General features: G+C 58.5%; 20 protein-coding genes. 14 read left to right on the top strand and 6 right to left on the bottom strand.

Annotated elements, in window-relative coordinates; all coding sequences use genetic code 11:
- Positions 1-3: 3 nt before the first annotated feature.
- Positions 4-465 carry a GNAT family N-acetyltransferase gene (locus MJA45_RS23670; protein ID WP_315604358.1) on the top strand — a complete coding sequence of 154 codons (462 nt, stop codon included), beginning with the start codon at positions 4-6 and terminating at the stop codon, positions 463-465.
- Between the two features lie 223 nt (positions 466-688).
- On the top strand, positions 689-1,882 hold the full coding sequence (locus tag MJA45_RS23665; protein ID WP_315604357.1) for an MFS transporter: 1,194 nt from the start codon (positions 689-691) through the stop codon (positions 1,880-1,882).
- On the opposite strand, the gene MJA45_RS23660 is transcribed toward MJA45_RS23665, so the two are convergent.
- Entirely contained in the window at positions 1,873-2,991 is a 1,119-nt protein-coding gene (locus MJA45_RS23660) for a mandelate racemase/muconate lactonizing enzyme family protein (RefSeq protein ID WP_315604356.1), read from the bottom strand. The two genes, MJA45_RS23665 and MJA45_RS23660, sit on opposite strands and share 10 nt — an antisense overlap.
- 320 nt (positions 2,992-3,311) lie before the next feature.
- Here MJA45_RS23660 and MJA45_RS23655 point away from each other — a divergent pair, with 320 nt between their 5' ends.
- A complete protein-coding gene (locus tag MJA45_RS23655; protein ID WP_315604355.1) occupies positions 3,312-3,725 on the top strand; it encodes a hypothetical protein in 414 nt (137 codons plus the stop codon).
- 165 nt (positions 3,726-3,890) lie between these two features.
- Here MJA45_RS23655 and MJA45_RS23650 read toward each other — a convergent pair whose 3' ends face one another.
- Entirely contained in the window at positions 3,891-4,109 is a 219-nt protein-coding gene (locus tag MJA45_RS23650; RefSeq protein WP_315604354.1) for a DUF378 domain-containing protein, read from the bottom strand.
- A gap of 192 nt (positions 4,110-4,301) precedes the next feature.
- On the opposite strand from MJA45_RS23650, the gene MJA45_RS23645 reads away from it, so the two are divergent.
- Together MJA45_RS23645 and MJA45_RS23640 are read left to right on the top strand one after the other, a co-directional pair.
- Entirely contained in the window at positions 4,302-6,062 is a 1,761-nt protein-coding gene (locus tag MJA45_RS23645; RefSeq protein WP_315604353.1) for an ABC transporter ATP-binding protein, read from the top strand.
- Positions 6,059-7,861, top strand: a complete 1,803-nt coding sequence (locus tag MJA45_RS23640) for an ABC transporter ATP-binding protein (RefSeq protein WP_315604352.1) — start codon at positions 6,059-6,061, stop codon at positions 7,859-7,861. The genes MJA45_RS23645 and MJA45_RS23640 overlap by 4 nt, the downstream gene beginning before the upstream one ends.
- A gap of 77 nt (positions 7,862-7,938) precedes the next feature.
- On the opposite strand, the gene MJA45_RS23635 is transcribed toward MJA45_RS23640, so the two are convergent.
- The gene (locus MJA45_RS23635) at positions 7,939-8,277 is read right to left on the bottom strand and encodes a L,D-transpeptidase (protein WP_315604351.1); all 339 of its coding nucleotides are present in this window, start codon (positions 8,275-8,277) and stop codon (positions 7,939-7,941) included.
- A 235-nt stretch (positions 8,278-8,512) separates the two neighbouring features.
- Between MJA45_RS23635 and MJA45_RS23630 the strand changes: the two genes are divergently transcribed.
- Positions 8,513-8,941, top strand: a complete 429-nt coding sequence (locus MJA45_RS23630) for an NfeD family protein (protein WP_315604350.1) — start codon at positions 8,513-8,515, stop codon at positions 8,939-8,941.
- Positions 8,942-8,944: 3 nt separating this feature from the next.
- Positions 8,945-9,877 carry an SPFH domain-containing protein gene (locus MJA45_RS23625; RefSeq protein WP_315604349.1) on the top strand — a complete coding sequence of 311 codons (933 nt, stop codon included), beginning with the start codon at positions 8,945-8,947 and terminating at the stop codon, positions 9,875-9,877.
- 211 nt (positions 9,878-10,088) lie between these two features.
- Here MJA45_RS23625 and MJA45_RS23620 read toward each other — a convergent pair whose 3' ends face one another.
- The 3 genes from MJA45_RS23620 to MJA45_RS23610 form a co-directional block, all read right to left on the bottom strand.
- Positions 10,089-10,271: a hypothetical protein gene (locus MJA45_RS23620; protein WP_315604348.1), complete on the bottom strand. Its 183-nt coding sequence runs from the start codon at positions 10,269-10,271 to the stop codon at positions 10,089-10,091.
- 247 nt (positions 10,272-10,518) lie between these two features.
- Complete coding sequence (locus MJA45_RS23615; RefSeq protein ID WP_315604347.1) at positions 10,519-11,703, bottom strand: DUF4097 family beta strand repeat-containing protein; 1,185 nt, start codon at positions 11,701-11,703, stop codon at positions 10,519-10,521.
- A 286-nt stretch (positions 11,704-11,989) separates the two neighbouring features.
- On the bottom strand, positions 11,990-14,665 hold the full coding sequence (locus MJA45_RS23610) for a beta-glucosidase H (RefSeq protein WP_315604346.1): 2,676 nt from the start codon (positions 14,663-14,665) through the stop codon (positions 11,990-11,992).
- A 494-nt stretch (positions 14,666-15,159) separates the two neighbouring features.
- Here MJA45_RS23610 and MJA45_RS23605 point away from each other — a divergent pair, with 494 nt between their 5' ends.
- From MJA45_RS23605 to MJA45_RS23575, 7 genes are all read left to right on the top strand, one after another.
- Complete coding sequence (locus MJA45_RS23605) at positions 15,160-16,128, top strand: LacI family DNA-binding transcriptional regulator (protein WP_315604345.1); 969 nt, start codon at positions 15,160-15,162, stop codon at positions 16,126-16,128.
- Positions 16,129-16,234: 106 nt separating this feature from the next.
- A complete protein-coding gene (locus MJA45_RS23600; RefSeq protein WP_315604344.1) occupies positions 16,235-17,191 on the top strand; it encodes an ABC transporter permease in 957 nt (318 codons plus the stop codon).
- 13 nt (positions 17,192-17,204) lie between these two features.
- Positions 17,205-18,104, top strand: coding sequence for a carbohydrate ABC transporter permease (locus MJA45_RS23595; protein ID WP_315604343.1), 900 nt, complete (start codon positions 17,205-17,207; stop codon positions 18,102-18,104).
- Positions 18,105-18,196: 92 nt separating this feature from the next.
- On the top strand, positions 18,197-19,813 hold the full coding sequence (locus MJA45_RS23590) for an ABC transporter substrate-binding protein (protein ID WP_315604342.1): 1,617 nt from the start codon (positions 18,197-18,199) through the stop codon (positions 19,811-19,813).
- Between the two features lie 144 nt (positions 19,814-19,957).
- On the top strand, positions 19,958-21,487 hold the full coding sequence (locus MJA45_RS23585; RefSeq protein ID WP_315604341.1) for a glycoside hydrolase family 32 protein: 1,530 nt from the start codon (positions 19,958-19,960) through the stop codon (positions 21,485-21,487).
- Positions 21,488-21,626: 139 nt separating this feature from the next.
- Positions 21,627-24,119 carry a GH32 C-terminal domain-containing protein gene (locus MJA45_RS23580; RefSeq protein ID WP_315604340.1) on the top strand — a complete coding sequence of 831 codons (2,493 nt, stop codon included), beginning with the start codon at positions 21,627-21,629 and terminating at the stop codon, positions 24,117-24,119.
- A 2-nt stretch (positions 24,120-24,121) separates the two neighbouring features.
- A complete protein-coding gene (locus MJA45_RS23575; RefSeq protein WP_315604339.1) occupies positions 24,122-24,997 on the top strand; it encodes an ROK family protein in 876 nt (291 codons plus the stop codon).
- The last annotated feature ends 233 nt before the right edge of the window (positions 24,998-25,230 follow it).

Here is a 25,230-nt window from a genome sequence, read left to right as displayed (position 1 = left end):
ACGATGATCATGACAGAACGTCTGGAGCTCATCCCGTTTAACCCTGTAAATGTAGAGGAAGTAAGCCGACAGTATCCCATCGGCCCCCATGTGGAGTCATATTTGGAAAGGCTGGAGGAGGATCCGGAAGAGATGGGCTGGGGAGTCTGGTACGTGGTGGACAAAATGACCCGCCAGGTCATCGGCGACCTCGGCTTCAAGGGCAAGCCGTCCGGCCGAACCGTGGAGGTGGGTTACGGCTTCCTCCCGGAGGTCCACAACCGCGGGTATGCGACCGAGGCGGTGAAAGCCCTGTTGACGTGGGCTTTCTCTACCGGCCAAGTGGACCGGGTGACGGCCGAATGCCTGCAGGATAACCCAGGCTCCCGCCGGGTGCTGGAGAAGGCCGATTTCGTCCAAACGGGCAGTCGCGACGGCATGCTCGATTGGGAGATCGAGCGGGAAAGCTGGAGTTCGCTAAGCTGATCGGCCCGAGAGGCGCCATGGCCCGGATGGAGGGCCCCGTTGAAGTCCGGATTCAAGCACGCTTGCTTGACGGGATGGTAACGGGGCCTTTTCTTATGAGGTTCCGCGGGCTGGAATTTGTCTTCTCCAGTGGCGCCGAATGGACGATGCCTCCCGGGTGCTGGTTAAATCCTGCCAAAAATGGGGTATAGTATGGAGATATTGTAATTAAGGGGGAAACGGGATGGTTTCATCCTATCGGAAAGTATTCTGGGCGGCCGGCTTCGGCTGGATGTTTGACGCAATGGATGTGGGTCTTCTCTCGTTCATCATCGTGCAGCTGACTAAGGAGTGGGGGCTCTCCCCGACGGAGGGCGGCCTGCTCGGAACGGCCACGACGGCGGGAATGGCCATAGGGGCGGTGGTGGGCGGCTATTGGGCGGACCGCATCGGACGCAAGCCCGTGTTTCTCTTTACCCTCGTTCTGTTCGGACTCGCAAGCCTTGGCAGCGCCTTCTCCCCGGGACTTGGGGTCATGCTCGTCTTCCGCGTGCTGATGGGCCTGGGGCTCGGAGCGGAGCTTCCTGTAGCCTCTACCCTCGTCAACGAAGTCGCTCCCCCGGAGAAACGGGGACGGACGGTCGTGCTGCTGGAGAGCTTCTGGGCGGTGGGCTGGATCCTGGCCGCCGTGATCGCTTACTTCGTGATGCCGGACTACGGCTGGCGCGCGGCTGTGCTCATCGGAGCCCTTCCCATCGTCTATGCGCTCTATGTCCGGCGGGGGATCCCGGAGTCGCCTAAGCATAAGGCCGTTCAGAGCCGGGTTCCGGTCGGAACCCTCGTAACGAGTCACGGGAGACAGACGGCCGCCCTGTGGATCGTCTGGTTCGCCGTGGCCTTCTCTTATTACGGCATGTTCCTTTGGCTTCCTTCCGTCATGATCGCGAAGGGCTTCACGACGATACGCAGCTTCGAATACGTCCTGTACATGACCTTGGCCCAGCTGCCCGGCTATTTTGCCGCGGCCTATCTCGTGGAGCGTTGGGGACGCAAGGCTACCCTCGCCGTGTTCCTCGTCATGACGGCCCTTATGGCCGCTCTCTTCGGCTACAGCGAGTCAACGGCGCTCCTCATGACTTCCGGGGCGCTGCTCTCTTTCTTTAACCTGGGGGCCTGGGGAGCCTTGTACGCCTACACGCCGGAAAGCTACCCGGAGGAGGTCCGGGCATCAGGTGCGGGCCTTGCCTCCGGCATCGGCCGCATCGGCAGCGTGATCGCCCCGTACCTGGTCGGCTACCTGGTCATGCTTAAGCTTCCTTACGCCGCCATCTTCGGGATGTTCACGGTAGTGATTCTGCTCGGGGTGGCCGGGCTGCTTATTTTCGGCCGGGAAACGGCCGTCCGGACCAAGCCGTACGAGCCGGGCGCTCACGAATAAATGCTTCCGTCCCACCGGTAGTGACGGAGGATCTCCTCATCGGGCTCCAGGCCGATGCCGGCCCCCTGGGGCAGGGAGACGAATCCGTCAACCGGCTCCAGAGGGAACAGCCGGGAGAACGGATTGTCCATGACGTCCCATTCGACGGGCTCGATGTTCTCGTTCTCCATCTTGCTCCATGGCTCCAGGCAGGCTTGGGCCGTCAGGGCATACAGCCGGGAGAGCGACCCGTCATAAGTATGCGGCGAAACCCGCTTGCCGTACAGGCGGGAAAGGCTTAGCATCTCCCGGTACGCGTCGATTCCCCCGCTGTGGAGAGGGTCCGGCTGGCTGATGTCGAACGCTTCGGCTTGGAGCAGCGGCAGGAGCTTGGCGGGGCCGGCCAGGTTTTCCCCTCCGGCGACCGGAATGCTCAGGGACGCCCGGAGCAGCCGGTAGTCGGCGGCCCGGTCCAGGGGAAGGGGCTCCTCCAGCCAGCTGAGGTTATCCCAGCAGGCCCAGTGCCGTTCCCACTCCTTGACGGCGGCGGCATCGTAGCTCTGATTGGCGTCCAGGATCAAAGGAACGTTCCCGCCGGACAGGGATTGGACGGCCCGCACATGCTGCCTGTCTTCGCAGGCCGGCTTTCCCCCGATTTTGATTTTGAGCTGCCGGTAGCCGGCTTGAAGCACCCTTTCCACCTGTTCCAGGGACCGCTTCTCCCAATCCTCCCCCGGACGGTACGATTGGAGGGAGGCATAGACCGGGAGTCGGCTTCGCCGGGCTCCTCCCCACAGTCCGCTGACGGAAAGGCCTGCACCCTTTGCCGCAATCTCCGTCAGCGCAAGGCTTACCCCGGCCGCCGCACGCTTATTCCAATTGCCGACCGTCTCCACGAGAACCGTCCGTTCATCGGCCCGCTTTCCTGTCAGGAAGGGGATAATCCGCTCCTGAAAGCCGCGGTCGAGTACCGGCAGCCAGTCCGCCGCCTCCCCCCAGCCGGTCAGGCCCGAGCGGGTCGTGATTCGGAAGAGGTAGCAGGTGCGGTAGGCCTTCCATCCGTTCGCGTCTCCGTAAGGCTCCCGAAGCTTGTGAAACAAGGGAAAGGTTTCAATCCGGTCAATGATCATCTAACAGGCCTCCAGTCGGGCAGAATAAGGGCTTTAAGGAGCTACTAGCCTTTCCTTATCCGGCATGGCCTATGCAGACGAGCAAGGTCGGGATGGGTCCGCCCCCAGAGCAGTGCAGGCTTCGGCGGACTAGCGTTTCTAGTCTACCGGTCCTTGTCGTCTCCGCCCGGTTTACTTGCCCCCAAAACGGGTAAGGAATGGGAAGAAGACCAAATGCCTGTCAGGCCGCTTGAGGGAACGCTTCCAAGGTCAAGTAAGCCCTTAAGAACGGAAGCAACCTTGCGGATCCGGCATTTACTCAACCAAAGGAGAGATGAGCCATGGGAAGAAAAATTCAAGCGTATTTTCATACCGAAAATGAAGCGGAGGATGCCCGCATCCGCCTCCAGACGATAACAACGGAAGGATTGGAGGTCGGCGAGCTGCAGGGAGGGTACAGCGGCGGAGCCCCGCTGCTTGTTCCTTTCGCACTAGGGGCAACCAACGGTACCTCGGGCGTTGGCGGGTATGTGGGCGGCTCGGCCGCTACGGGCTCCGGGGCGGATAACGGCTCCGGCCTGGCCGCCTTTGTCGGCTTGAATGAGCTGGACAAGGATATTAACCGCGATAGCCATTACGACGGCGACCCGGCGGATCTCCGCTACGTGCTGACCGCAGAAGTAAGCACCGAAGACTGGCCGGAAGCGGTGCATGTGATCCGCAGCAACCACGGCCATGTCGAGGTACTGGACTAACCGGCCGCCCGCGGCCTGCAGGCTCCCCTGCCGGGAGGCGCAGGCCGGCTCCGCCTACCGCCCTTCGGGGCGGTTTTTTAGTATGAGGGCGGACATCCTTAACCGGCAAGCAAAAAAGCAGCCGGCGCGGGGCGCCGACTGCCCGATGCCGAATCCCTTTTCCGCTTAGCGGGCCGGGGTCCGGTCTTCCTCGTTCACTTTGTTAAACAAGCTGAAAGCGTAGATGGCCGCAAGACCGACAATGATGTATACGATCCGCGCCAGCACGCTGTCCATGCCGCCGGTCAGTCCACCGACCAGATCCCATTGGAAAAGACCGACAAGAAGCCAGTTCAACCCGCCAATGATTAGCAGAATCAAGGATAGTACGTTAAGTCCTCTCATGGAAAGCACCTCCTTATCCGGTTTGGTATGAACCATGGCTATAGTATTTATTTAACCTAAGGATTTATACGCCAAACGCCTTATGGGAAACTCTTCCGGAAGGGGTTTTATAACGATTTGTGGGCTTGTGCTTTATTGGGGGTGGGGTATACTGGAGGTATTCTGTTTTTTTGGAAAACGGAGGGAATTCGTGTGTCCTTTATTCTTAAGCTTAAATGGTTTTTCGGAGCCCAGCGGGTCCCTTATGTGACCGCGATCCTCATGATGACGGTCGTGACGGTGGCGGGCATGGTTCCTCCGCGCATGATCGGCAACACCATCGACTCGATTCAGGCGGGCGGCCTGACCAGAGAAGGGCTTACCCATACGGTACTGCTGCTCGTCGGTCTCGCGGTGGCGGGCTATGTCCTGACTTACTTGTGGATCACCACTCTTTTTGGCAATTCCATCCTGCTCGAGAAAACGCTCCGCAGCCGGCTTCTGGCCCATCTGACCCGGATGACGCCCTCGTTCTTTCACCGGAACCGGACGGGCGATCTCATGGCGCTCGCCACCAACGATGTCATTGCCGTAAGCAACACCGCGGGCTACGGCGTGCTTACCCTGGTCAATACCGTCATCGGCATTACCGTCGTGCTCATCACGATGATCTCCTTCACGAGCTACAAGCTTATGCTGGCCTCCCTGATTCCGCTTCCGTTCCTGGCCTACGCGATTAACCGGCTCGGCAAAGCCATGCGCAGGCGTTTTCTTGAATCGCAGGCCGCCTTCGGCAAGATGAACGACCAGGCGCTGGAATCCATCTCCGGAATGCGGGTAATCCGCTCCTATGTGCAGGAAGAGGACGATGCGGAGGCTTTCCATCGGGTTACCACCGATGTGATGGACAAGAACCTCAAGGTGGCGGCGGTCAACTCCTTGTTCCAGCCGGTGATTTCCACCATCGTCGGAATCAGCTATTCGATAACGCTTGCATACGGAGCTTATCTTGTCTTTCACGACGAGATTTCCCTCGGTCAGCTCGTCTCCTTCAACATCTACCTGGGCCAGCTCATCTGGCCGATGATTTCCTTCGGGGAGTTCATCAACATCCTTCAGCGGGGGAGCGCTTCGGTAGACCGGCTGGAGACTTCCATGTCCCAGAAGGCGGACGTGCAGGACCCGGCGCATCCGGCCGAAGTGGCCGTTCCCGACACGGTGGAATTTCGCGGCTTGTCCTTCCGTTATCCGGGAGCGGAATTCAACAGCCTGGAGAATCTTCATCTGAAGGTGGACAGAGGGCAAACCATAGGCGTTGTCGGGAGGACCGGAAGCGGCAAATCCACCCTGCTGAAGCAGCTTCTTCGGCAGTACCCGGTCGAGCCGAAACGGCTGTTCCTCTCCGGCGTGCCGATCGAAGAGCTGGCCGTCGACCGGATCCGGAGCTGGATCGGCTATGTTCCCCAGGAGCACCTGCTTCTGTCCAAAACGATCAAGGAAAACGTCGCTTTGGGCCGTAAGCAGGCGACGGAAGCGGAGGTGGAGCGGGCGATGGAGCTGGCGTCCTTCTCGCTTGATTTAACCCAAATGAAGGACGGGCTTTCCACCGTTATCGGCGAGAACGGCGTCATGCTGTCCGGCGGTCAGAAGCAGCGGCTCGGCATTGCCCGGGCACTCCTGATTGATCCGGAGATCCTTCTCATGGACGATGCCCTATCGGCCGTCGACGCCCGGACGGAAAGCGCCATCCTCCATAATATCCGTCAGGTGCGGGCTGGCCGCACGACTTGGATCTCGAGCCACCGGCTGTCGGCGGTGAGCCATGCGGATTGGATCGTCGTCCTGGACGAAGGGCGCATCGTGGAGGAGGGAACCCACGAGGAGCTGATGTTGCTAAGGGGCTGGTACCGCAGTCAATACGATCATCAACAGATGGAAGCGAGCCTGGAGGAAGAGAGGGAACCATCCCGATGAGAACGAAAACGACCGTGTTCCGGCGTCTCTTGGCTTATGCCTTGCTGTACAAAGGCCGCATCGCCTGGGCGCTGCTGATTCTGCTGGTGTCGACGGGCGCCCAGCTGGCCGGGCCTTACATAGCCAAAATCATCATTGACCAGCACATATCGAGCGGCAGCCGGGACTATGCCGCCGTCCTGCGCCTGATCGGCCTCTATGTCGCCCTTCTGCTGGCGACAAGCATCCTTACGTATGTCCAGTCGTACCTCCTGCAGGGGACGGCGCTTCAGATCATCCGCCGCATGAGGACCGATCTGATGAATCATATCCAGCGCATGCCGGTCCGCTATTTCGACAGCACCCCGATCGGCCAGGTCGTGTCGCGGATCGCTAACGATACGGAGGCCATCAAGGAGCTGTTCATCAGCTTCATGGCCACCTTCGTGGTGAGCGGGGCGACGATCATCGGAATCCTGGCCGCTCTCTTCCTGCTGGATGCCCGGCTGGCCCTTTACACGGCGGCCCTTCTGCCGATTGTGGCCGTTATCATGTGGATTCATCTCCGCTTCTCCAAAGTGTACATCACCATCATGAGGGCCCGTCTTGCGGACATGAATGCCCGGCTGAACGAATGGATCAACGTGATGCCCATTATCCAGGCTTTCCGCCGGGAGAAGGAGACGATCGCCGAGTTCGAGGAGCTGAACATGGACCGCTACCGCAACCAGCGCAAGCAGTTCCGGGTGTTCTCCCTGTCCTCGCGGAATGCGGTGGGCTTGATCGGAAGCCTCGTGACCGCGCTGGTCGTCTGGCATTTTGGTAGCCAGGCGCTTCAGACGACCATTTCCTTCGGGGTTCTGTACGCCTATATCGACTACCTCAGCCGCTTCACCCAGCCGATCATCGGCATCTTTGATCAGCTGATGAACGCCCAGCGGGCCTACGTCTCGGCTGACCGCGTATTCAACCTCATGGATGAGCCCGGAGAATACGGGGAAGGCGAGCGCGCCATGCTGGAAGCGAGCAGCGCCGCTTCCGTCACCGGACTGGCCGAGCGCCGCCATGCCGCCTCCTCGGTACCCCGTCCCGAAGGCACGGTGGCCTTCGACCGGGTCACCTTCAGCTACAAGGAGGGGATCCCGGTGCTGCGCGACATCTCCTTCCAGGCGAAGCGGGGCGAGACGGTCGCGCTCGTCGGCCATACCGGCTCCGGCAAGAGCTCCATCATGAACCTGCTGCTCGGCTTCTATGAACCGGATGACGGTTCCATTACCATCGACGGCAAGGACATCCGCTCCTTCTCGAAGCAGGCGCTGCGCAAGCACATGGGCATCGTGCTGCAGGATCCGTTTCTTTTTGCCGGGGACATCAAGTTCAACGTCTCCCTGTATAACCCCGAGATTACGCTCGAGCGGGTGCAGCAGGCGCTTCGCGAAGTCGGAGCGGCTCCTTTCGTGGAGCGCCTGCCCCGGGGATACGACGAGCCGGTGGTGGAGCGCGGAAGCACCCTGTCCGCCGGCCAGCGCCAGCTGATCTCGTTCGCCCGCGCGCTGGCCTTCGACCCCGCCATCCTCATCCTGGATGAGGCGACGGCCAGCATCGACAGCGAGACGGAAGGGCTCATCCAGACGGCGCTGAAGGTGCTGAGCGAAGGGCGGACGACCTTCATCATCGCCCACCGGCTGTCGACGATCAAGGAGGCCGACCAGATCCTCGTCCTGCACCGCGGCGAAATCGTCGAACGGGGCAGCCACGAGGAGCTCATGCGGCGGCAGGGCCGGTACTACCGGATGTACCGGCTCCAGGTAGGGGCTTAAAGCCGGACGGACGGGGAAATCTCATTGGAGTTGGAGCAGTCCCCGGATTCCGCAGGCTTTTCGGCTCCCCGGCCGGCTTACTTCCGGATCGTCACCCGGGTGCCGATCGGCACCAGCTTGGCCAGCGCCAGCACGTCCCGGTTGTGCATCCGAATGCAGCCGTGGGAGACCATTTTGCCGATGGAGGATTCGTTGTTCGTGCCGTGAATGCCGTAATGCGGCTTGGAAAGACCCATCCAGAAAACGCCGAAAGGCCCTCCGGGGTGGGGCACTTTGTTAATGATTTTAAATTCCCCAAAAGGGGTTTGGGTGGCGATCTTGCCGATCCCGACGGGATAGCGGTGAACGACCTTGTCCTGGTCGAGCAGGTAGAGCGCGCGCTCCGACTGGTCGATAATAATGCGGTAAGCGGGCATGGAGCAGTCCTCCCTTTCCTTCCTAATGGCAGCGAGATTATTCTCAGCCTATGAGGAAGCGGACCGAAAGGTGCCGCGGGAGGCGGCTGCGGCTTTATGGTAAAGGGGCGGCTCCATCGATTGGGGAAGCTTTGTCAACTTTTTGAATACTTTTGAGCGGCTCGCGCGTATACATTACAGGGCCATTGGAGGCCGGAGGTTCGGCAATTACCATGGGAATGAAGGAGGACGGGGTATGGCTTGGGTCATTTGGCTGGTCATTGGAGCGGCGCTGATCGTGGCCGAGATGTTCACGCTGACGTTTTACCTGCTCTGGCTGGGAATAGGAGCGCTGGTAGCGGCCTTGTTTGCTTGGATTTTTCCGGATTGGCTGCTGGTGCAGGCGGTGGCCGGCTCGGTCACGGCTCTGGCGCTGACCGTCCTGACGAAGCCCCTCGCCCGAAGGGTAAGGGCTTCGCGCGGGTACAAGGATGCGATTGACGACTTGGTGGGCAAGCAGGGGCTGGTCACGGAAGACATTCACGTCGGCAAGATGGGAATCGTCAAGGTAGGAAGCGAATCGTGGAGTGCGACTTCGACAGAGCCCCTGGTTAAAGGGGAACCGGTCATTGTGGTCCACCGGGGCAACGCGGTTCTGCAAGTAGAAAAATGGGGGAGGCTGTAAAACATGGGTACAGTAATTTCGGTAATAATCGTCATCGTGGTCGTCGCGCTCGTCGCGCTTACGGTCAAAATCGTTCCGCAGCAAAGAGTGGGAGTCGTCGAACGGCTGGGGAAATTCAACCGGCTGCTGACGCCGGGTCTTAATATTCTGATTCCACTTATCGAACAGGTGAGGATCTATCATGACCTGCGGATCCAGCAGGCGCATGTTCCGCCGCAGACGGTCATTACGAAGGACAACGTTCAGGTGCAGATTGATACCATCATCTTCTACCAGGTCGTCGGGCCGGAGCAGGCGACGTACGGCATCTCCGACTATGTTTCGGGGGTACGCAACATTACGACGGCCACGATGCGGCAGATCATCGGGAAAATGGAGCTCGACGAAACGTTGTCCGGCCGCGAGAAAATTTCGGTGGACATTCGGGTCGCCTTGGACGAGGCTACGGAGAAGTGGGGCGTCCGCATTGAGCGTGTCGAGGTCATCGACATCAAGCCTCCGCTCGATATCCAGGAAGCAATGGATAAGCAGATGAAGGCGGAGCGGAGCAAGCGCGCCATCGTCCTGGAGGCGGAGGCCGCCAAGCAGGACATGATCCTCCGCGCAGAGGGAGACAAGCAGAGCAAGATCCTGAAGGCCGAGGGGGAGCGCGAAGCGCGTATCCGTCAGGCGGAGGGCTACAAGCAGGCGCAGGAGCTTGAAGCGCTGGGTCAGGCGAAGGCGATCGAAGCGGTGGCCGAGGCCGAGCGTAACCGGATCGAACAGCTGGCCGCCGCAGGGCTGAACGAGAACGTGCTCGCGTACAAGTCGTTCGAGGCGTTGACCGAAATCAGCAAAGGGCCGGCGAACAAGGTATTCCTCCCGTCGAATGCGATGGAGGCGCTTGGAGCCGTCGGGGCCATCGGCGAGATGTTCAAGGGCAAGAAAACCGAATAGGCGGCTTGGCCTTAAGAAGAACGGTTTTCCGGGATACCGGGAAGCCGTTCTTTTTGTTGTTATTCCGCTTGCGGTTGCTTCCTCTCCTGCGACCGTTAAGGATTAGAGAGACGGGGGGCCGCTCTTCACATATAAAGGACTTCTCCCGCCGCCATGATGCGGGGGAAAAGTCCTGTCGGTTCGTTTAGGATGGAGCCTTTCGCCGTTGTCGTTAGACGGAAAGGTTCATTTTGCTGAGCTCGCCCTTGACCAGGTTGGTAAGTTCATCCTCATAGCCCTTCGTAATCCGGTACTTCCGGACGAAGTCGTTCACGAAGCGGCGGGCATCCTTCGGCTTATAGATGTGAACCATTTCGAGCAGGCTTTCCTTCACTTCATCGGTTCTTCTTCCCATTGCAATTCCTCCCATGGATTAACGTCTGGTTATGAGCGGCAGAGCTATGTAAGGCCGGTTTCTATTAAGATATACAGATTGGTGCTTGTTTAGTAATGATTTACCCTGCCTGTCTGCCTTTTAAACGAAAAAGGTCCTGGGGGACGTGTGTCTAATTTGTGAACAAAGAATCAAAAAACACCTCTTTCCGGGACAAAAGCCCGAATAGAGGTGATTCTTAAGGCAGGGGACCCGCCAAGGCGCAGCCTTAGTGCGTTCTCACATCCACCGAGCCTACGCTCGTACGGACGGTGAGGCCATGCGTTCCGCCGTTAAGGCTGCCTTCATTGCCGTCAAACTGGTTGCCGTGACGGTCCACGCTCCCTAGCTCGGAGGAGAAGGTGTAGCGGTAGCTTCCATTCTCTGGGACGTCGACCTCCACGCTGCCCAATTCCGTGGCGAAGTCCCAATCCTGATCGGGCTCTCCGCTGGCCCGGATCCGGCCGACTTCATGATCTACCGTCAAGCCGCCGGTGAACCCTTCGATGTCGATAGCGCCCACGGAAAGACGGACATCCGCCCGTCCCTTGGAATCCTTAAGCGAGATCCTGCCAACTTCGCCGCTCACGCTCTTAACCTGATCGAAGCCGCTGATGGAAATCTCCCCGACTTCGTTGCTCACCTCGACCAGCAGGGAAGGAGGAGCGGTGATGTGCAGGTCCACGCCGGCATTCTTGTCCGAGAACCAGTTTCCCGAGGAAGGGATCTCGGAGGAAACGAGGAGCGTACCGCCGTCCGGCCGGATCTTCAAATCAGGCCGGCGGGTTTCGGTCCGCTTGCCCCACCCCGTATGGTAGACGGGGGTAACGGTCACTTGGCCGTCCTGAGAAGGCTCAAGCGTTATGCGGCCCGCCGTTCCCCGGATGTCGAGACCCGTTAAGCCGGAAGCGGAGGTCACGATCGGGTCGCCTTCCACCTTGGCGCCGCCCCAGGCAACCGAACGGATGAGGCTTCCGGTAAAGGCCGTAACCGCTATAACCGAGCAAACGAGGAAGACGAGAAAAGCACCGGAGACATCGTAGGATATTTTGCGGTCCTCCCGTTTAACAAGCAGAGCTTCTGCCCCGTACGCAATCAGCATAACCGGCCAGTAGGAGAGCAGGGCTGCGGTGCCTTCCCATCCGCTCCAGCGGTCCAGGTTCAGCATCAGACCGAGCAGCACCAGCACGCCGCCCGTCGTAAAACGGCCTACCCGGTATTGACCGGAACGGTAGCGGTCCCAGGCCCGGAGCAGCCTCCAGCCTCCCCCTAAGACCAAGATCGCCCCAAGGATACTCCAGTTTCCGGCAAACCATATTCCCCATCCGGAGGGCAGGAGCTTCGACAGCAGGAGCATAACTCCGATCGCCACAGCAGCCAAGCCGAGCACCGTTTTGTTTGACTTAACAGGCATTTCTTTCTTTCCCCTTTCGCGCTTACCTTTATGGTTCTATCTTAAGGGAAGAAAGTCACGAGGATGAAGTCACCATCGTCACATGACGGGTAACATTCTTGGTCATAGGGAAGTCATGAGGGACGTCTGCCCGCATAAAAAAAACACGAGTGCCAAGGCTCACTTGCCTTGACACTCGTGCATTCCCTAAACCTGATTCCCGGCTTTCCGACAGGCGGGTCCTTCGGGAGTGCCGGTCCTCTTCTGTCTTTAGCGGGGGCTAAAAACGGAGGGAGGGTCGGAAGGGTTACTTGCCGATCTTAACCTTGCCTTCGAGCCGGATGTCCGAAGACGAGCTGCCGACATAGATAGGCACTTCACCGGATGGGGTAACCCATTGGTGAGTAGTCTCATCCCAGTAGGACAGAGCCTTAGGATCCAGCTTCACGTCAACCTTCGTCTGCTTGCCTGGCGAAAGCGTCACTTTGGCAAAGCCGGCCAGCTGTTTGGCTGGGGTATCGACTTGGGTCGGAAGCTTGCCGGCGTACACCTGCACTACCTCGGAGCCGGCTTTGCCGCCGCTGTTGCGTAGATGCAGCGACACTTGAACGTCCGGATCGCTGCTCGATTGGTCCTTGTTCGGGTTGCTGACCTTGACCTTCAAATTCCGGTAGTCAAAGGTGGTGTAGGAGAGGCCGTGACCGAATGGGAAGGCCGGCGTCAGTCCTTCCTTCTCATAGCCTTTGTAGCCTACGAATACTCCTTCGGAATAAGAGCCTTCCCCGTTCACGCCAGGGAACTGCGCTTTGGTCGATACCGGCGTCTGGTCTTCGTTAACCGGGAACGTCACCGGCAGCTTACCGGATGGGTTAACGTCACCGAACAGCACACGGGCGATCGCATTGCCCTGCTCTTGTCCGGCAAACCATGCCTGAACGATGGAATTCACATCGGATTTCCAGCTGTCCATCTGAACGGCGCGGCCGCTCATGGAGACGACAACCGTCTTCGGATTGGCCTTGGCCACGGCCTGGATCAAACGTTCCTGGTTGTTAGGCAGATCCAGATCCGACCGGTCCACGAAGCCCTCGGCGTCATAGGTGCGGGTCACAATGATGGCGGCATCCGACTTCTTGGCCAGGTCGACCGCTTCCTGAATGCGGGAATCGACCGTGTCGGCCGGAGGCTCCCAGCCGAACCGGATTTGGGCGCCGACGAGCCGGCTGTGGCTAGGCGAATCCGTGCGGTATTCCATCCGGATGTTGTGCTTCTCGCCTTCCTTCAGCTCAACATCCGCTTTGATCGTTTGCAGGGTCTTGCCTTCGTTCTTCACCAGCAGCTTACCGTCCAGATACAGCTCGCTCGAGCCGAGTGCCGTAAGGGACAGCTTGTAGCTGCCGGATTTCGGCGCAGTGATGCTGCCTGTCCAGCGGGCCGACATCGTGCCGTTAAAATCGCCCGGGATAACCGGCAGCTTCGGGGACTGGGCGTTGAAGCCTCCGAAGTTGTAGAAGCCCAGATTCATATTGACCTGAGGGTCAACATTTACCCGTTTGGGCTCGCCGTTCATCGAGGCATTGGTCCAGAATTCGGCCTTCAAGCCCGTCTGGCCGTCTTTTGCTCCGGGAGGAGCCAGCACCGCCGATGGGACGGCCGAAGGACCCGAGATAACATCCGCCGAGGAAATCGGATCGGTTCCCGGCGCGTAGCTTACTTTGACGTTCTTGCCGGCGCGGTTCGTAATCCCCTCCAGCGGGCTGACCGTGTAGGTCGGCGAAACCAGGGAGCTTCCGCCTCCGGCGGCCGAAGCGTTATCCGCATCCGGACCGATAACCGCAAGGGACTTCAGCTCATTGGCCTTAAGCGGCAGCGTCTGGCTGCGGTTCTGCAGCAGAACCATGCTCTCCTCGGCCAGCTGACGGGCAGCGGCTCCGTCCTTTTGAGCCGGAATGCGGACGTTCTGAACCGGGTTGTCGAACAGCCCTTTCTGGAACATTTGCGTCAGGATCCGGGAGGCCTTGTCATCGAGAAGTGTCTCGCTGATTTGACCGTCATCGACCGCCTTCTTCAGCTTGGCTCCCCATAAACCGAACGGGTCGCCGGGCGTCTCGATATCCAGTCCGGCTTTTGCCGATGCCACCGTGCTGAGGTTAGCGCCGTAGTCGCTCATGACAAATCCTTGGAAGCCGAGTCCTTTCTTCAGGACATCGGTGAGCAAGGTTTTGTTCTCGCAGGCGGATTCCCCGTTGATTTTGTTAAACGAGCACATGACCGAGCCAAGATGGGCATCCTTAATCGCTGCCGCAAAAGGGCGGGCATAGACTTCCTGGATGGCCCGCTCGCTCACGTTGGCGTTCGTCGTGAATCGCTCGGTTTCCTGGTTGTTGGCAAGATAATGCTTGGCCGTCGCGATAACCGGGCTCGTTTGAACGCCGTTCACGTATTCCGAAGCCAGCTTCGATTGAAGCAAGGGATCTTCCCCGAGCGATTCAAAGTTTCGGGCTCCCCAAGGAAGACGGGCGATGTCAAGCCCAGGCCCCAGAATGACATTATGCGTCGTATTAAAAGCTTCGCTGCCGATCAGGGTGCCGTACTTCTTGGCCGCTGCCGTGTCCCATGTGGCCGCAAGGGCGATGGGAGCGGGGAGGGCCGTCGATTTCTTGTCCTGAACATTCGGATCCGCAATCCGGACACCGGCCGGGCCGTCCGCCATGGTCAGGGCGGGGATGCCCAGCCGGCTCAGGTCTTTGTTATAGAAGCCGAAAAAGTTATTGACGTCGCCTGTAACAAACGACACCTTCTCATTCAGCGTCATATTCTTCAAAAGCAGCGCTGTCCGTTTCTCAGCGGGAAGAGACTTGTTCATCCACGGATGGTCATCGGCACCCGCAGCGGATGCCGTATTAAGATAGGGAGAGGCTGTTGACGTGAGCACAAGGGCTGTCAAAGCCAGAAGACGGGGGAACTTCCATTTCCACTTCAATTGTTCGAACTCCTCCTATTGGATAACGATAATAGTAACCGGTCCCCGGTGATAGCCATCGGGTGTGCACATGTTTTTCGGCTATGAAAATGCTATGAAAGCTTGCAGCTGCAACACAAATACTAGCATTGGGCAAAATCGCCTGTCACTGTGATAAACTGTCAACTCGTTTGGACTCCGTCTTATCGGCTCAAGGGAGCAAGCAGGGCTGAAGGCGGTGTCATCCGCACCAGAAGTGTCTTCAGTAGTGGTGTGGTCTTCCTTAAGGATAACCAACATTTACCGGAAAAAAGATGGTAAGGAGAAAGTAACCAAGCCACTCTCTGGCAAGAATGCAGGCAGGATCAGACCGAACAGGCCGCAGGTTCTTCTGGATGGAGAGGGAGGGAGGGGGAAGACATCCCATAAATAATTTGAAACGTTTCCAAAAAGATATTGAAACGTTTCCAATATGGTGGTATGATACGCTCATAAGCAAGGATGGAGGCGTAAGCATGTCGAGCATTAAAGATGTCGCAACCTTGGCCGGCGTTGCTGTCGGGACAGTCTCAAGGGTGATCAACAATACCGGAGCGGTAAAGCCGGAGACCCGGCGCAAGGTGACCGAGGCCATCCGCGAGCTGAATTACGTTCCCAATGAAGTAGCCCGGAATTTCAAAATGCAGAAATCCAAAATGGTCGCTCTCCTGCTGCCGAGCATTTGGCATCCGTTCTTCTCGGAGCTTGCCTATTATATTGAAGATGAGCTGGACCGGGAGGGCTATAAGCTGATGCTGTGCAACAGCGGCGGCAAGCCGGAGAAGGAACTCTATTATCTGGATATGCTGCGGCAGAACAAGGTCGCCGGGGTGCTTGGAATCACGTATAACGATATCGATAACGATATCACCACGGAAATCCCTATTGTCAGCATCGACCGTCACTTCAGCAAGAAGATTACATGTGTGACCTCGGACAATCGGGAAGGAGGGCGGATCGCCCTCACGGAGCTGGTCAAGGCGGGAGCCAAGAAGCCGGTGTTCATGGGAACCATTCCCCAGGCATTTAGTGAAACGCTACTACGCAAGGAAGGCTTTGTCGAGGAGGCCGAAAGGCTGGGAGTCGAATACGCCGTTTATGAACAGCCCGATCCGGTTCTGGATGACGATGCCTATTTTGACCGGTTTCTCTCCCTTCACCGTGACGCGGACGGAGTGTTCGCCATTACGGATATGTTCGCCGCCAAATATATCGACAGAGCCAGCCGCCTGGGCATCCGGGTACCGGAGGACGTCAAGGTGATCGGGTATGACGGCATTCAGGATCACCCGTATTTTCATCCGGTTCTGTCGACGATCCGGCAGCCGGTGGAGGCGATGGCGCGTACAGCGGTTAAGCTGTTGTTCCGGCGAATGGAAGGCGAAGAGCTGGAGGATGAAACGTACCGCATTCCGGTCGAGTTCCGCCCGGGAGAGACGACCTGACGACAGGGACAGGGAAGAGAGAGCGCATCCGCTCATCTTCCTTCCCTAGAATTGGAAACGTTTCAAAGCCTGCATGAAAGCGTTTTACTATCAAAGAGGTGATTCCATGAACTTAACTGCAACCGAAGCCTGCCGCAAGCGGGAGGAAGTCCGGTCTTCCAGGAGAGCCTGGAAGCGGATCAAACAAAACTATGAGCTGTATCTGTTCCTGCTGCCTGTCGTTCTGCTGTATCTGGTTTTTCGGTATTACCCTATGTACGGCGTGCAGATTGCCTTTAAGGATTTCTCTCCCAGTAAAGGAATCGGGGGAAGCGAGTGGGCAGGCTTTAAATACTTCATACAGTTTTTTGAGTCGTATACGTTCTGGCCGGTTATCCGCAATACGCTTTCCTTGAGCCTGCAATCGCTGCTTTTTTCCTTCCCGGTCCCTATCCTCGTCGCCCTAATGCTCAATCAGATGATGGCTAAGAGATACAAGAAATTCGTGCAGACGGTCATCTATGCCCCGCACTTTATTTCTACGGTTGTACTGGTCGGAATGCTGCATGTGTTTCTGTCGCCAAACAGCGGGCTGGTCAACCATATCCTCACCTGGCTCGGCGGCGAGCCCATCCTGTTCATGGCGGATGCCGGGTGGTTCCGGCCGCTCTACATCCTGTCCGGCATCTGGCAGGAAACGGGCTTCGCGACTATCATCTACCTAGCCGCTCTGGCGGGGATCAGCCCCGAACTGCACGAAGCTGCCATTATGGACGGAGCGAGCAAATGGAAGCGGGTGCGGCATGTCGACATTCCGGGTATTCTGCCCACCATCGTCATTCTGCTTGTTCTTGCTATCGGGAATATCATGAGCGTCGGCTTTGAGAAGGCCTTCCTGATGCAGAGCGATCTGAACTTCACGTCGTCCAATATTTTGCCTACTTATGTATACCAGCAGGGGATTCAGAAGGCCCAGTACAGCCTGTCGGCGGCCATCGGCCTCTTCAATTCGGGAGTCAATATTATCCTGCTGGTTATCGTAAACCGGGCCGCCAAAAAACTAACCGAAACCAGCTTGTGGTAGAAGGAGGCTGTTTATGAAAGCCTTTAGGCTCAATCGTCGAAGCCGCAGCGACCGTCTGTTTGATATCGCGAATTATTCGCTTCTTACGGTGGGGATGCTGCTGATTCTATATCCCTTGTATTTCGTCCTCATCGCCTCGATCAGCGACCCGAACCGCATTTATGCGGGAGATGTCTGGCTGCTGCCCCAAGGAATCACTTGGGACGGATACCGGCGCATTTTCCAGGATTCCGCCATCTGGACCGGCTACGGCAACTCGCTTCTGTATGCCCTGGTCGGAACGGTCATCAGCGTGACGCTTACTTTGATGGCCGCCTACCCTCTGTCTCGTAAGGACCTGGTCGGGCGTCAGGCGTTCATGTGGTTTTTTATGCTCACCATGTTCTTCAGCGGCGGTCTCATTCCCACTTACCTTCTGGTAAAGAATCTCGGCATGATCAATACGATCTGGGCGATGGTGATCCCGAGTGCCGCCGGAGTCTTTAACATCATCATTGTGCGCACGTTCTTCCAGATTACCATCCCTGAAGAGATGCGGGAGGCGGCTTTTATCGACGGAAGCTCGAATACGAAGTTCTTCCTGCAGATGGTCCTGCCTTTGTCGAAGCCCATTATCGCCGTCATGGTGCTGTACCACGTGGTCGGGTTCTGGAACGGGTTCTTCGACGCCCTGATCTACTTGAGCGACCAAGCCAAATACCCCCTTCAGCTCGTGCTGAGGAACATCCTCGTTCAGAACCAGGTGAATTCGAGCATGATGGTGGACGTGGAATCATACGCGGCGAAGCTCAGGGTAACCGAGCTTATCAAATACGGGGTTATTATCGTAGCGAGTCTGCCTCTTCTGGTGCTCTACCCCTTCCTTCAGAGGTATTTTGTGAAAGGCGTCCTGATCGGTTCGATCAAAGGCTAAGCCATTTCGTTCATACGGTAATTCCCCGGGCCAGGCCTCTCGGGTGGATTATAGATGGTTAGGTTCGTTATACAAACGGAGGGATCACGAACATGAGAAAAGGATTTACGGTTGCACTCGGCATGGCGCTGACAGTGACGACGGCCCTTGCGGGCTGCAGCAAATCGGATGACAGCACCAAAGGCACCGCTTCGCCGGATACCGCGGCAGCGGTCAACAAGGAAGGACTGCCGATCGTCAAGGACAAGGTCACCCTCAAGCTGGTGGCCCCGAAGGCTCCTCTCGCCCCCGAATACGGGCAAATGGAGATCTTCAAGCGCTTGGAGCAGGCTACGAACGTGCAAATTTCCTGGAATAACATTCCCGACACGGATTACGCGGAGAAAAAGAATCTGCTGCTCGCAAGCGGCGATCTCCCCGATGCCTTCTATGGGGCGAACTTCTCGGACTACGAGCTCGTCACCTACGGCAAAGACGGCACGATCAAGCCCCTTGAGAAGCTGATTGCGGATTATGCGCCCAACCTGACGAAGCTGCTCGAGAAAAGGCCGGATATCAAGGCCGCGATCACCGCGCCGGACGGCCATATTTACGGCCTTCCCTCCTGGGAGGAGAACGAGCTCGGCACGAACCCGTTCTTCCACGTCATTAACAAAGCCTGGCTGGATAAGCTGAACCTACCCATGCCGACGACGCTCGACGACTACACCAACGCCCTCGTCGCCTTCAAGACCAAGGACCCGAACGGCAACGGCAAAGCCGACGAAATTCCGCTCAGCTTCATGCATATGGGCTGGTGCATGGACATCGGAGGGCTGTTCGGAGCCTTCGGAATGCCGGACAATACGGAGCACCGGATCGTGAGGAACGGCAAGGTGATCTTCACAGCCATTCAGCCGGAATACAAGGAAGCGCAAACTTATTTCAACGAGAAGTGGTACAAACAAGGGCTGATCGATCCCGAATCGTTTACGCAGCAGGCTCCGCAATATCTGGCCAAGGGCAAAACCCCGGCCGAAACACTCGGCTCTTTCGTCTGGTGGGAGATTGAAGAAGTCGTCGGACCCGACCGGGCCAAGGACTATGCTCTTGTTCCTCCTTTGACAGGACCGGCCGGCAAGAAGACGATCGGACGCGGCAACGGCGGCGGCCCGGCCAAAGGCACCTTCGTCATCACGAAGGCGAACAAGAACCCGGAGGTCACGATGCGCTGGATTGACCAGCAGTATGAGCCTTACATGGCGGCACAGATCCATTGGGGCCCGATCGATCTGGTTTACAAGAAGGATGCGAACGGCAAGCTGGTCAACCTGCCTGTTCCTGGGGGGAAGTCGATGGGCGAATACCGCCAGCAGGTGGCTCCGAACGGCGCCGGCGTCATCACGAAGGAAGACTTCCAGAGCATTGTCGAGATGGAGCCGCGCGCAAAGCAGCGCAAGCAGGACCTGGAGAAGGTTTACGAGCCTTTCATGGAAAAAGAAAATTACCCGAGCCTCTTCTTCCTGCCGGAGGAATTGGACCAAATCAACAAAATCGAGCCTGATTTGCTTAAATTCGTTAATACCCAGCGGGCGAAGTTCCTCGTGGACGGCAATGTCGACAAGAGCTGGGACGCCTATGTGAAGCAGGTGAAGGACATGGGCCTCGACAAGCTGATGGAGATTTACCAGAAGGGGCTGGACCGCTACAAGCAGGCTCAGAAAAAGTAAGGCAAAAAGAGAGACAGCAGGACGGGTGTCGGTCCGCTAAGGACGAGGGGGGAGACCACTTGGCTTGGGATGCCTGGCGGACTCCTGCTCCTCGCATGGCGGGCAGGACATCGGGATCGGACTGGAGAAAGGTGTGGACAATCATTGACTCAAGCTTACAAGGACCCTTTTCGGCCGCAGTTTCATTTCACGCCGGAAGCCAACTGGATGAACGACCCGAACGGGATGGTTTATTACGAAGGAGAATATCATCTGTTCTATCAATATTACCCGGGAGGAACGACCTGGGGCCCGATGCACTGGGGGCATGCGGTAAGCCGGGATCTCGTCCGCTGGGAGCATCTTCCGGTGGCGTTGGCGCCGGATGACAACGGCTATATCTTCTCGGGAAGCGCCGTGGTCGATCGCCAGGACAGCAGCGGGCTGTTCGGCGGAGGTTCGGGTCTGGTCGCCATCTTTACCCACCACCGGAGGAACGAGGAGACGGGAGAGGTAAGCGAGTGCCAAAGCATCGCCTACAGCACGGACCGCGGCCGCAGCTGGACGAAGTACGCCGGGAATCCCGTGCTGGCGGAGAAAGGGCTTCAGGACTTTCGCGACCCTAAGGTATTCCGGCACGAACCGACGAACAGCTGGATCATGGTGATCGCCGCAGGAGACCACATCCGGCTGTACCGGTCGCCTGACCTGCTGGGATGGACCTTCGCGAGTGCCTTCGGGTCCGGGGACGGCTCGCACGACGCGGTATGGGAATGCCCGGACCTGTTCGAGCTTCCCGTCGAAGGGGAGAACGGAGGAAAGCGCTGGGTGCTGATTGTGAGCATCGGCGACCGGCCCGAGGGAGCCGAAGGATCCAGAACGCAATATTTTATTGGAGAGTTCGATGGGTTCCGGTTCCTAAACGAGAATGCCCCGGAGACGATCCTATGGGTGGATCACGGGCGGGACAACTACGCCGGGGTCACTTGGTCAGACATTCCCGACATCGACGGCAGGAGGATTTATCTCGGATGGATGAGCAATTGGAGGTATGCGAACCAGACGCCGACCGTGGCATGGAGAAGTGCGATGACGGTACCCCGTGAGCTGGGCCTCCGGAACGGCAGGCAGGGAGTAAGGCTTATTCAGTGTCCGGTTCGCGAGCTGCAGGCTCTCCGCAAGAAGACGCATTGCCAGACGGACCTGGAGCTGACCGAAGCCCAGAAGATTTTGGACGGCTGCGAGGAGGAACTGCTGGAGCTGGCGGTCGATTTCCGCCTGGGTTCCTCCGGCAGCGTCGGCCTCCGTGTCCGGGCCTCCGACCGGGAAGAAACCGTCATCCGCTATGATGCAGCGGCGGAGCGACTGTCGATGGACCGCACACGGTCGGGGGAGGTGGACTTTCATCCGGCCTTCGCCTGCCGGCATGAAGCCCCTTTATCCGTGGAGGAGGGACGCCTTCGGCTTCATCTCTTCCTGGACACCTCATCGGTAGAGGTGTTTGCGAACGACGGAGAACTGGTGCTAACCGATCTCATCTTCCCTCATCCTGACAGCCGGAGCCTCATCCTGTTTGCGGAAGGAGAAGGAGCCGTGGTGGAACGGCTTGAAGTGAACGCGCTAGGTTCCATCTACGATCCCGGCTCCGAGGCAGCCAAAGCGGACACGGCGAGACGTCAGGAAGCCATAAGGTAGAACCGGGCCGGGATTTGCGGTTCCGGAGAGCACGGTGACACTTTGACGAATTGCAGAACAACCAGACGGCGAAGGACGGGGAAGATTCCCGTCTTTCGCCGTCTCTTGAAAGAAGAAGCGAATGAAGGAGAGGGTGGACATGACAAGCGGGGAAAACACCCCCAGGGCAGGACTAGTGCCCAATCCGGTAACTTTGTCGGCGGGAAAAACATCGGATGAGCATGAAATTCAACAGGAAAGCAGAACGACATTGGCGGATAAGGCACTCGCCGCCCATTGGCCCTTTGACGAAGGAAGGGGGGCAGTGGCACGTGATGTGGCCGGCGGGCGTGCCGATCCCATCGATTACGTGTTCTTGAAGACGGAAGGAGAAAGACGGATGGATCCCGCCTGGAGGACAGGGATCCACAACAAGGCGCTGCTGTTTGACGGCTATTCCACCTGGATCAGACGCCCGGCCGATCAAGCGGTGTCCGTGACCGGGGAGCTGACCATTTCCGTCTGGGTCGCCCCGCGTGCTTTTGAGGGGGGAGTGGACCGGAAGCTGACGGCGATCCTTAGCCAGCACGACCGGGAGCGGAAGCAGGGATTCCTTCTCGGTCTGTTTCGTCACGGAGCCTGGTCCCTTCAGCTTGGTACGGGAGAGAGCTGGGAGGAAGTGTGGGCGGAGAAGGTTCCGCTTGTTCAAGGGGAGTGGGCTTTTCTAACGGCCACCTATACTCCGGCAACCGGGGAGATGAAGCTGTACCATAATGGCGAGGAAGCCGCCTGCCGCCGAATTCCGGGGGGCCGGAACGTATCCCCGGCCGCCGTTGACCTGCTTATCGGACGGAACCAGGAGGGAACGCCTTTCGCCGGGGCTTTCTCCTTCCATCTGTTCAGCGGCCTGATGGACGAGCTGAAGCTTTACACCCGCGCCTTAAGTGTGGAAGAGGTCAAGCGTCAATATGCAGAGGATCTGCTCCCGCATGGAGGCGTCCATCCCCGGATCCCTTACGAGGAGCTTAAGCTCGACAGGAGCCTGCTGGCCGGGGACCGCCACCGTCCGCAGTACCATGTCAGCCCGCCTGCCCATTGGATGAATGAGCCCCATGCCCCCGTTTATTACAACGGCCAGTATCATCTTTTCTACCAGCACAATCCGAAAGGACCGTTCTTTCATTATCTTCATTGGGGCCATTGGGTGAGCCCGGACCTAGTCCACTGGCGGGACCTTCCGGTTGCCCTAACTCCGGAGAACAACGGACTTAACCCGGATGGGGTCTGGTCCGGAAGTGCTGCTTATGATGCGGAGGGTGAACCGGCCTTGTTCTTCACGGCGGGGAATGACAGCGTCCATCCCAACCAGCGGGTCGGGCTCGCCCGAAGCACGTACCGGGACAACTTGGACAACGACCTGGTTCATTGGAAGGTCTATCCGGACCCGATTCTTATCCAGGACCCGGCCCAGAAGCTGACCGGGGATTTTCGCGACCCTTTTGTCTGGAAGACAGGAGACACCTGGTATTTGCTGATCGGGTCGGGGACTGTGAAAGGCAACGGCACGGTGGTGGCCTATTCCTCCAAGGATATGATAAGCTGGAGGAACCACGGTCTGTTTCGTACGGTCGATCGGCAAAAATACCCTTACCTAGGACCCGTCTGGGAGCTTCCGGTGCTGCTGCCCCTGGGGCGGGACCGGGATGGCGAAGAGAAGCACCTGTTTCTCGTTTCCCCTGTAGGGGAGGGGGCGGACGTGGAAGTGTTCTATTGGATCGGCAGCTTCGATCCGGTAACCGTTTCCTTCCGTCCCGATCAGGAGGAGCCTCAGCTGATCGATGTGGGGGACTTTCATTTTACAGGGCCGAGCGGGATGGTCGATCCCGTTACCGGGAGGAGCCTCGTCTTCACCATCGCGCAAGGGGATAGAACGGCGGAGGCGGAGTTCCGGGCGGGCTGGGCCCACAACGGAGGGCTCCCTCTGCATGTCTACCTCCGGGAGGACGGCCGCCTCGGCCTTGAGCCGATTCATGAGCTGGAGAAGCTTCGGGCCGAGAAGCTCGTTTCACTGGAAAACGTAACGGTACGTGAAGCCAATGAGCGGCTGCAAACGATCCAAGAGGACATGCTGGAAATCCGGGTGGAGCTGGAAGCTTGGCCGGACAGGGAGAAGACGGCTGCCGGTTCCCATGCGTCTGCCTCCCAAGAGCTTTCGGGCTCTTTCGGGGGAACGGACCCGGCGGTGACGCCAAGGCCGGCGGGAACCGCTAATGCCGTCTGCTCGGGAAGCGGCCGGATCCTTGGATTGAAGCTGAAGCGCTCCCCGGGCGGGGAAGAGGAGACGCTGCTTGGCTACGACTGGAATCAATCCAGTCTCTTCGTGGACCGGACGAGAACGACGTTGGATCCCCGAGAGCGGTGCGGAGGCATCCAAGGGGGCCGGCTCGAGCTGGCCGGAGAGAATTTGCGGCTCCATGTTTATGTGGACCGTTCCATGATCGAGGCTTATGCCAACGGATTAAAGAGCTTGACCACAAGGGCCTACACGAGCCGCGAGGATTCTCTCGGCCTTCGCGTATGGGGACCCGAAGAGGCCAAGGTAGTATCACTCGAACTATGGCGGATGAAATCGGCTTGGACACAGGAGGAGTAAAGATGATAGCAGGAGCGGTAGAAGCCGGCGGAACCAAATTCGTCTGCGGAATCGGCAATGAACAAGGAGAAATTATAGACCGGGTAAGCTTCCCGACGGAGCGTCCGGAAATCACGCTGCCCCGGGTTATCGAGTATTTCCGGGACAAGAAGGTGGAGGCAATCGGCATCGGTACGTTCGGACCGATCGACCTGAACCCGTCCAGTCCCCATTATGGCCATGTCACGACTACGCCGAAGGAAGGATGGGGCCACTATCCCTTCCTTCCTACGCTGCGCAAGGAGTTCGACGTGCCGTTCGGCTGGGACACGGACGTGAATGCGGCCGCTCTCGGAGAAGCCGTTTGGGGGGCGGCCCAAGGGCTGGACAGCTGCCTGTACTACACGGTGGGTACCGGCATCGGAGTGGGCGTCTACATGGAGGGCCGGCTCGTCCACGGGCTCGTGCATCCGGAGGGCGGACACGTGCTGACCCGGCGCCACCCGGAAGACCGCTTCGAGGGAGTGTGCCCGTATCATGGCGACTGCCTGGAGGGAATGGCCGCAGGGCCGGCTCTCGAGAAGAGATGGGGAGTGGAGGGCACCGAGCTTCCCGAGGATCATCCGGCCTGGGAGATCGAAGCGTTCTACCTCGCCCAGTCGATCGCGAACGCCGTGCTGACCTTGTCCCCAAAGAAAATCATTCTCGGCGGGGGAGTCATGCACCAGAGCCAGCTGTTCCCGCTGATCCGCCGGGAGGTGGCCCGGAACCTGAACGGGTACGTCAACGCTCCCGAACTGAGCGGCGGCCTGGACAGCTTTATCGTGCCGCCGGGCTTGGGCGACAATGCCGGCTTGGCCGGGTCGCTCGCTCTCGGACTGCGGGCCGCCGGCCGTTAAGAGGCCCGGCCCGGCTTGCCGGCAGGCCTCTTCCGCAAGGCAGCCGATAGCGGCATGGCAGGCTCTGCTTGAGGGCGCGCCGCAGAACTTATGAAATTTATATAGGCGTTAATGGTTATAGGAGTAAACAGAAGCCCGCCGTCCGGGATTAGGGACAGGCGGGCTTTTTGCAGGAAAAGGGTTATCCAGATTACCCCATCCTGCCAGGTAACACTTGACAGGATGGGGTCTCC

The sequence above is a fragment of the Paenibacillus aurantius genome, from assembly GCF_032268605.1.
GTDB lineage: Bacteria > Bacillota > Bacilli > Paenibacillales > NBRC-103111 > Paenibacillus_AO > Paenibacillus_AO aurantius.
Note: the sequence above shows the minus strand (reverse complement) of the source record. Positions and strands in the feature narration are given on the sequence as shown.

Bases quoted from the DNA above. Each gene is read 5' to 3' on its own strand.
- MJA45_RS23670 (WP_315604358.1), top strand. From the start codon at position 4: ATGATCATGACAGAACGTCTGGAGCTCATCCCGTTTAACCCTGTAAAT.
- MJA45_RS23665 (WP_315604357.1), top strand. From the start codon at position 689: ATGGTTTCATCCTATCGGAAAGTATTCTGGGCGGCCGGCTTCGGCTGG.
- MJA45_RS23660 (WP_315604356.1), bottom strand. From the start codon at position 2,991: ATGATCATTGACCGGATTGAAACCTTTCCCTTGTTTCACAAGCTTCGG.
- MJA45_RS23655 (WP_315604355.1), top strand. From the start codon at position 3,312: ATGGGAAGAAAAATTCAAGCGTATTTTCATACCGAAAATGAAGCGGAG.
- MJA45_RS23650 (WP_315604354.1), bottom strand. From the start codon at position 4,109: ATGAGAGGACTTAACGTACTATCCTTGATTCTGCTAATCATTGGCGGG.
- MJA45_RS23640 (WP_315604352.1), top strand. From the start codon at position 6,059: ATGAGAACGAAAACGACCGTGTTCCGGCGTCTCTTGGCTTATGCCTTG.
- MJA45_RS23635 (WP_315604351.1), bottom strand. From the start codon at position 8,277: ATGCCCGCTTACCGCATTATTATCGACCAGTCGGAGCGCGCGCTCTAC.
- MJA45_RS23630 (WP_315604350.1), top strand. From the start codon at position 8,513: ATGGCTTGGGTCATTTGGCTGGTCATTGGAGCGGCGCTGATCGTGGCC.
- MJA45_RS23625 (WP_315604349.1), top strand. From the start codon at position 8,945: ATGGGTACAGTAATTTCGGTAATAATCGTCATCGTGGTCGTCGCGCTC.
- MJA45_RS23620 (WP_315604348.1), bottom strand. From the start codon at position 10,271: ATGGGAAGAAGAACCGATGAAGTGAAGGAAAGCCTGCTCGAAATGGTT.
- MJA45_RS23615 (WP_315604347.1), bottom strand. From the start codon at position 11,703: ATGCCTGTTAAGTCAAACAAAACGGTGCTCGGCTTGGCTGCTGTGGCG.
- MJA45_RS23605 (WP_315604345.1), top strand. From the start codon at position 15,160: ATGTCGAGCATTAAAGATGTCGCAACCTTGGCCGGCGTTGCTGTCGGG.
- MJA45_RS23600 (WP_315604344.1), top strand. From the start codon at position 16,235: ATGAACTTAACTGCAACCGAAGCCTGCCGCAAGCGGGAGGAAGTCCGG.
- MJA45_RS23595 (WP_315604343.1), top strand. From the start codon at position 17,205: ATGAAAGCCTTTAGGCTCAATCGTCGAAGCCGCAGCGACCGTCTGTTT.
- MJA45_RS23590 (WP_315604342.1), top strand. From the start codon at position 18,197: ATGAGAAAAGGATTTACGGTTGCACTCGGCATGGCGCTGACAGTGACG.
- MJA45_RS23580 (WP_315604340.1), top strand. From the start codon at position 21,627: ATGACAAGCGGGGAAAACACCCCCAGGGCAGGACTAGTGCCCAATCCG.
- MJA45_RS23575 (WP_315604339.1), top strand. From the start codon at position 24,122: ATGATAGCAGGAGCGGTAGAAGCCGGCGGAACCAAATTCGTCTGCGGA.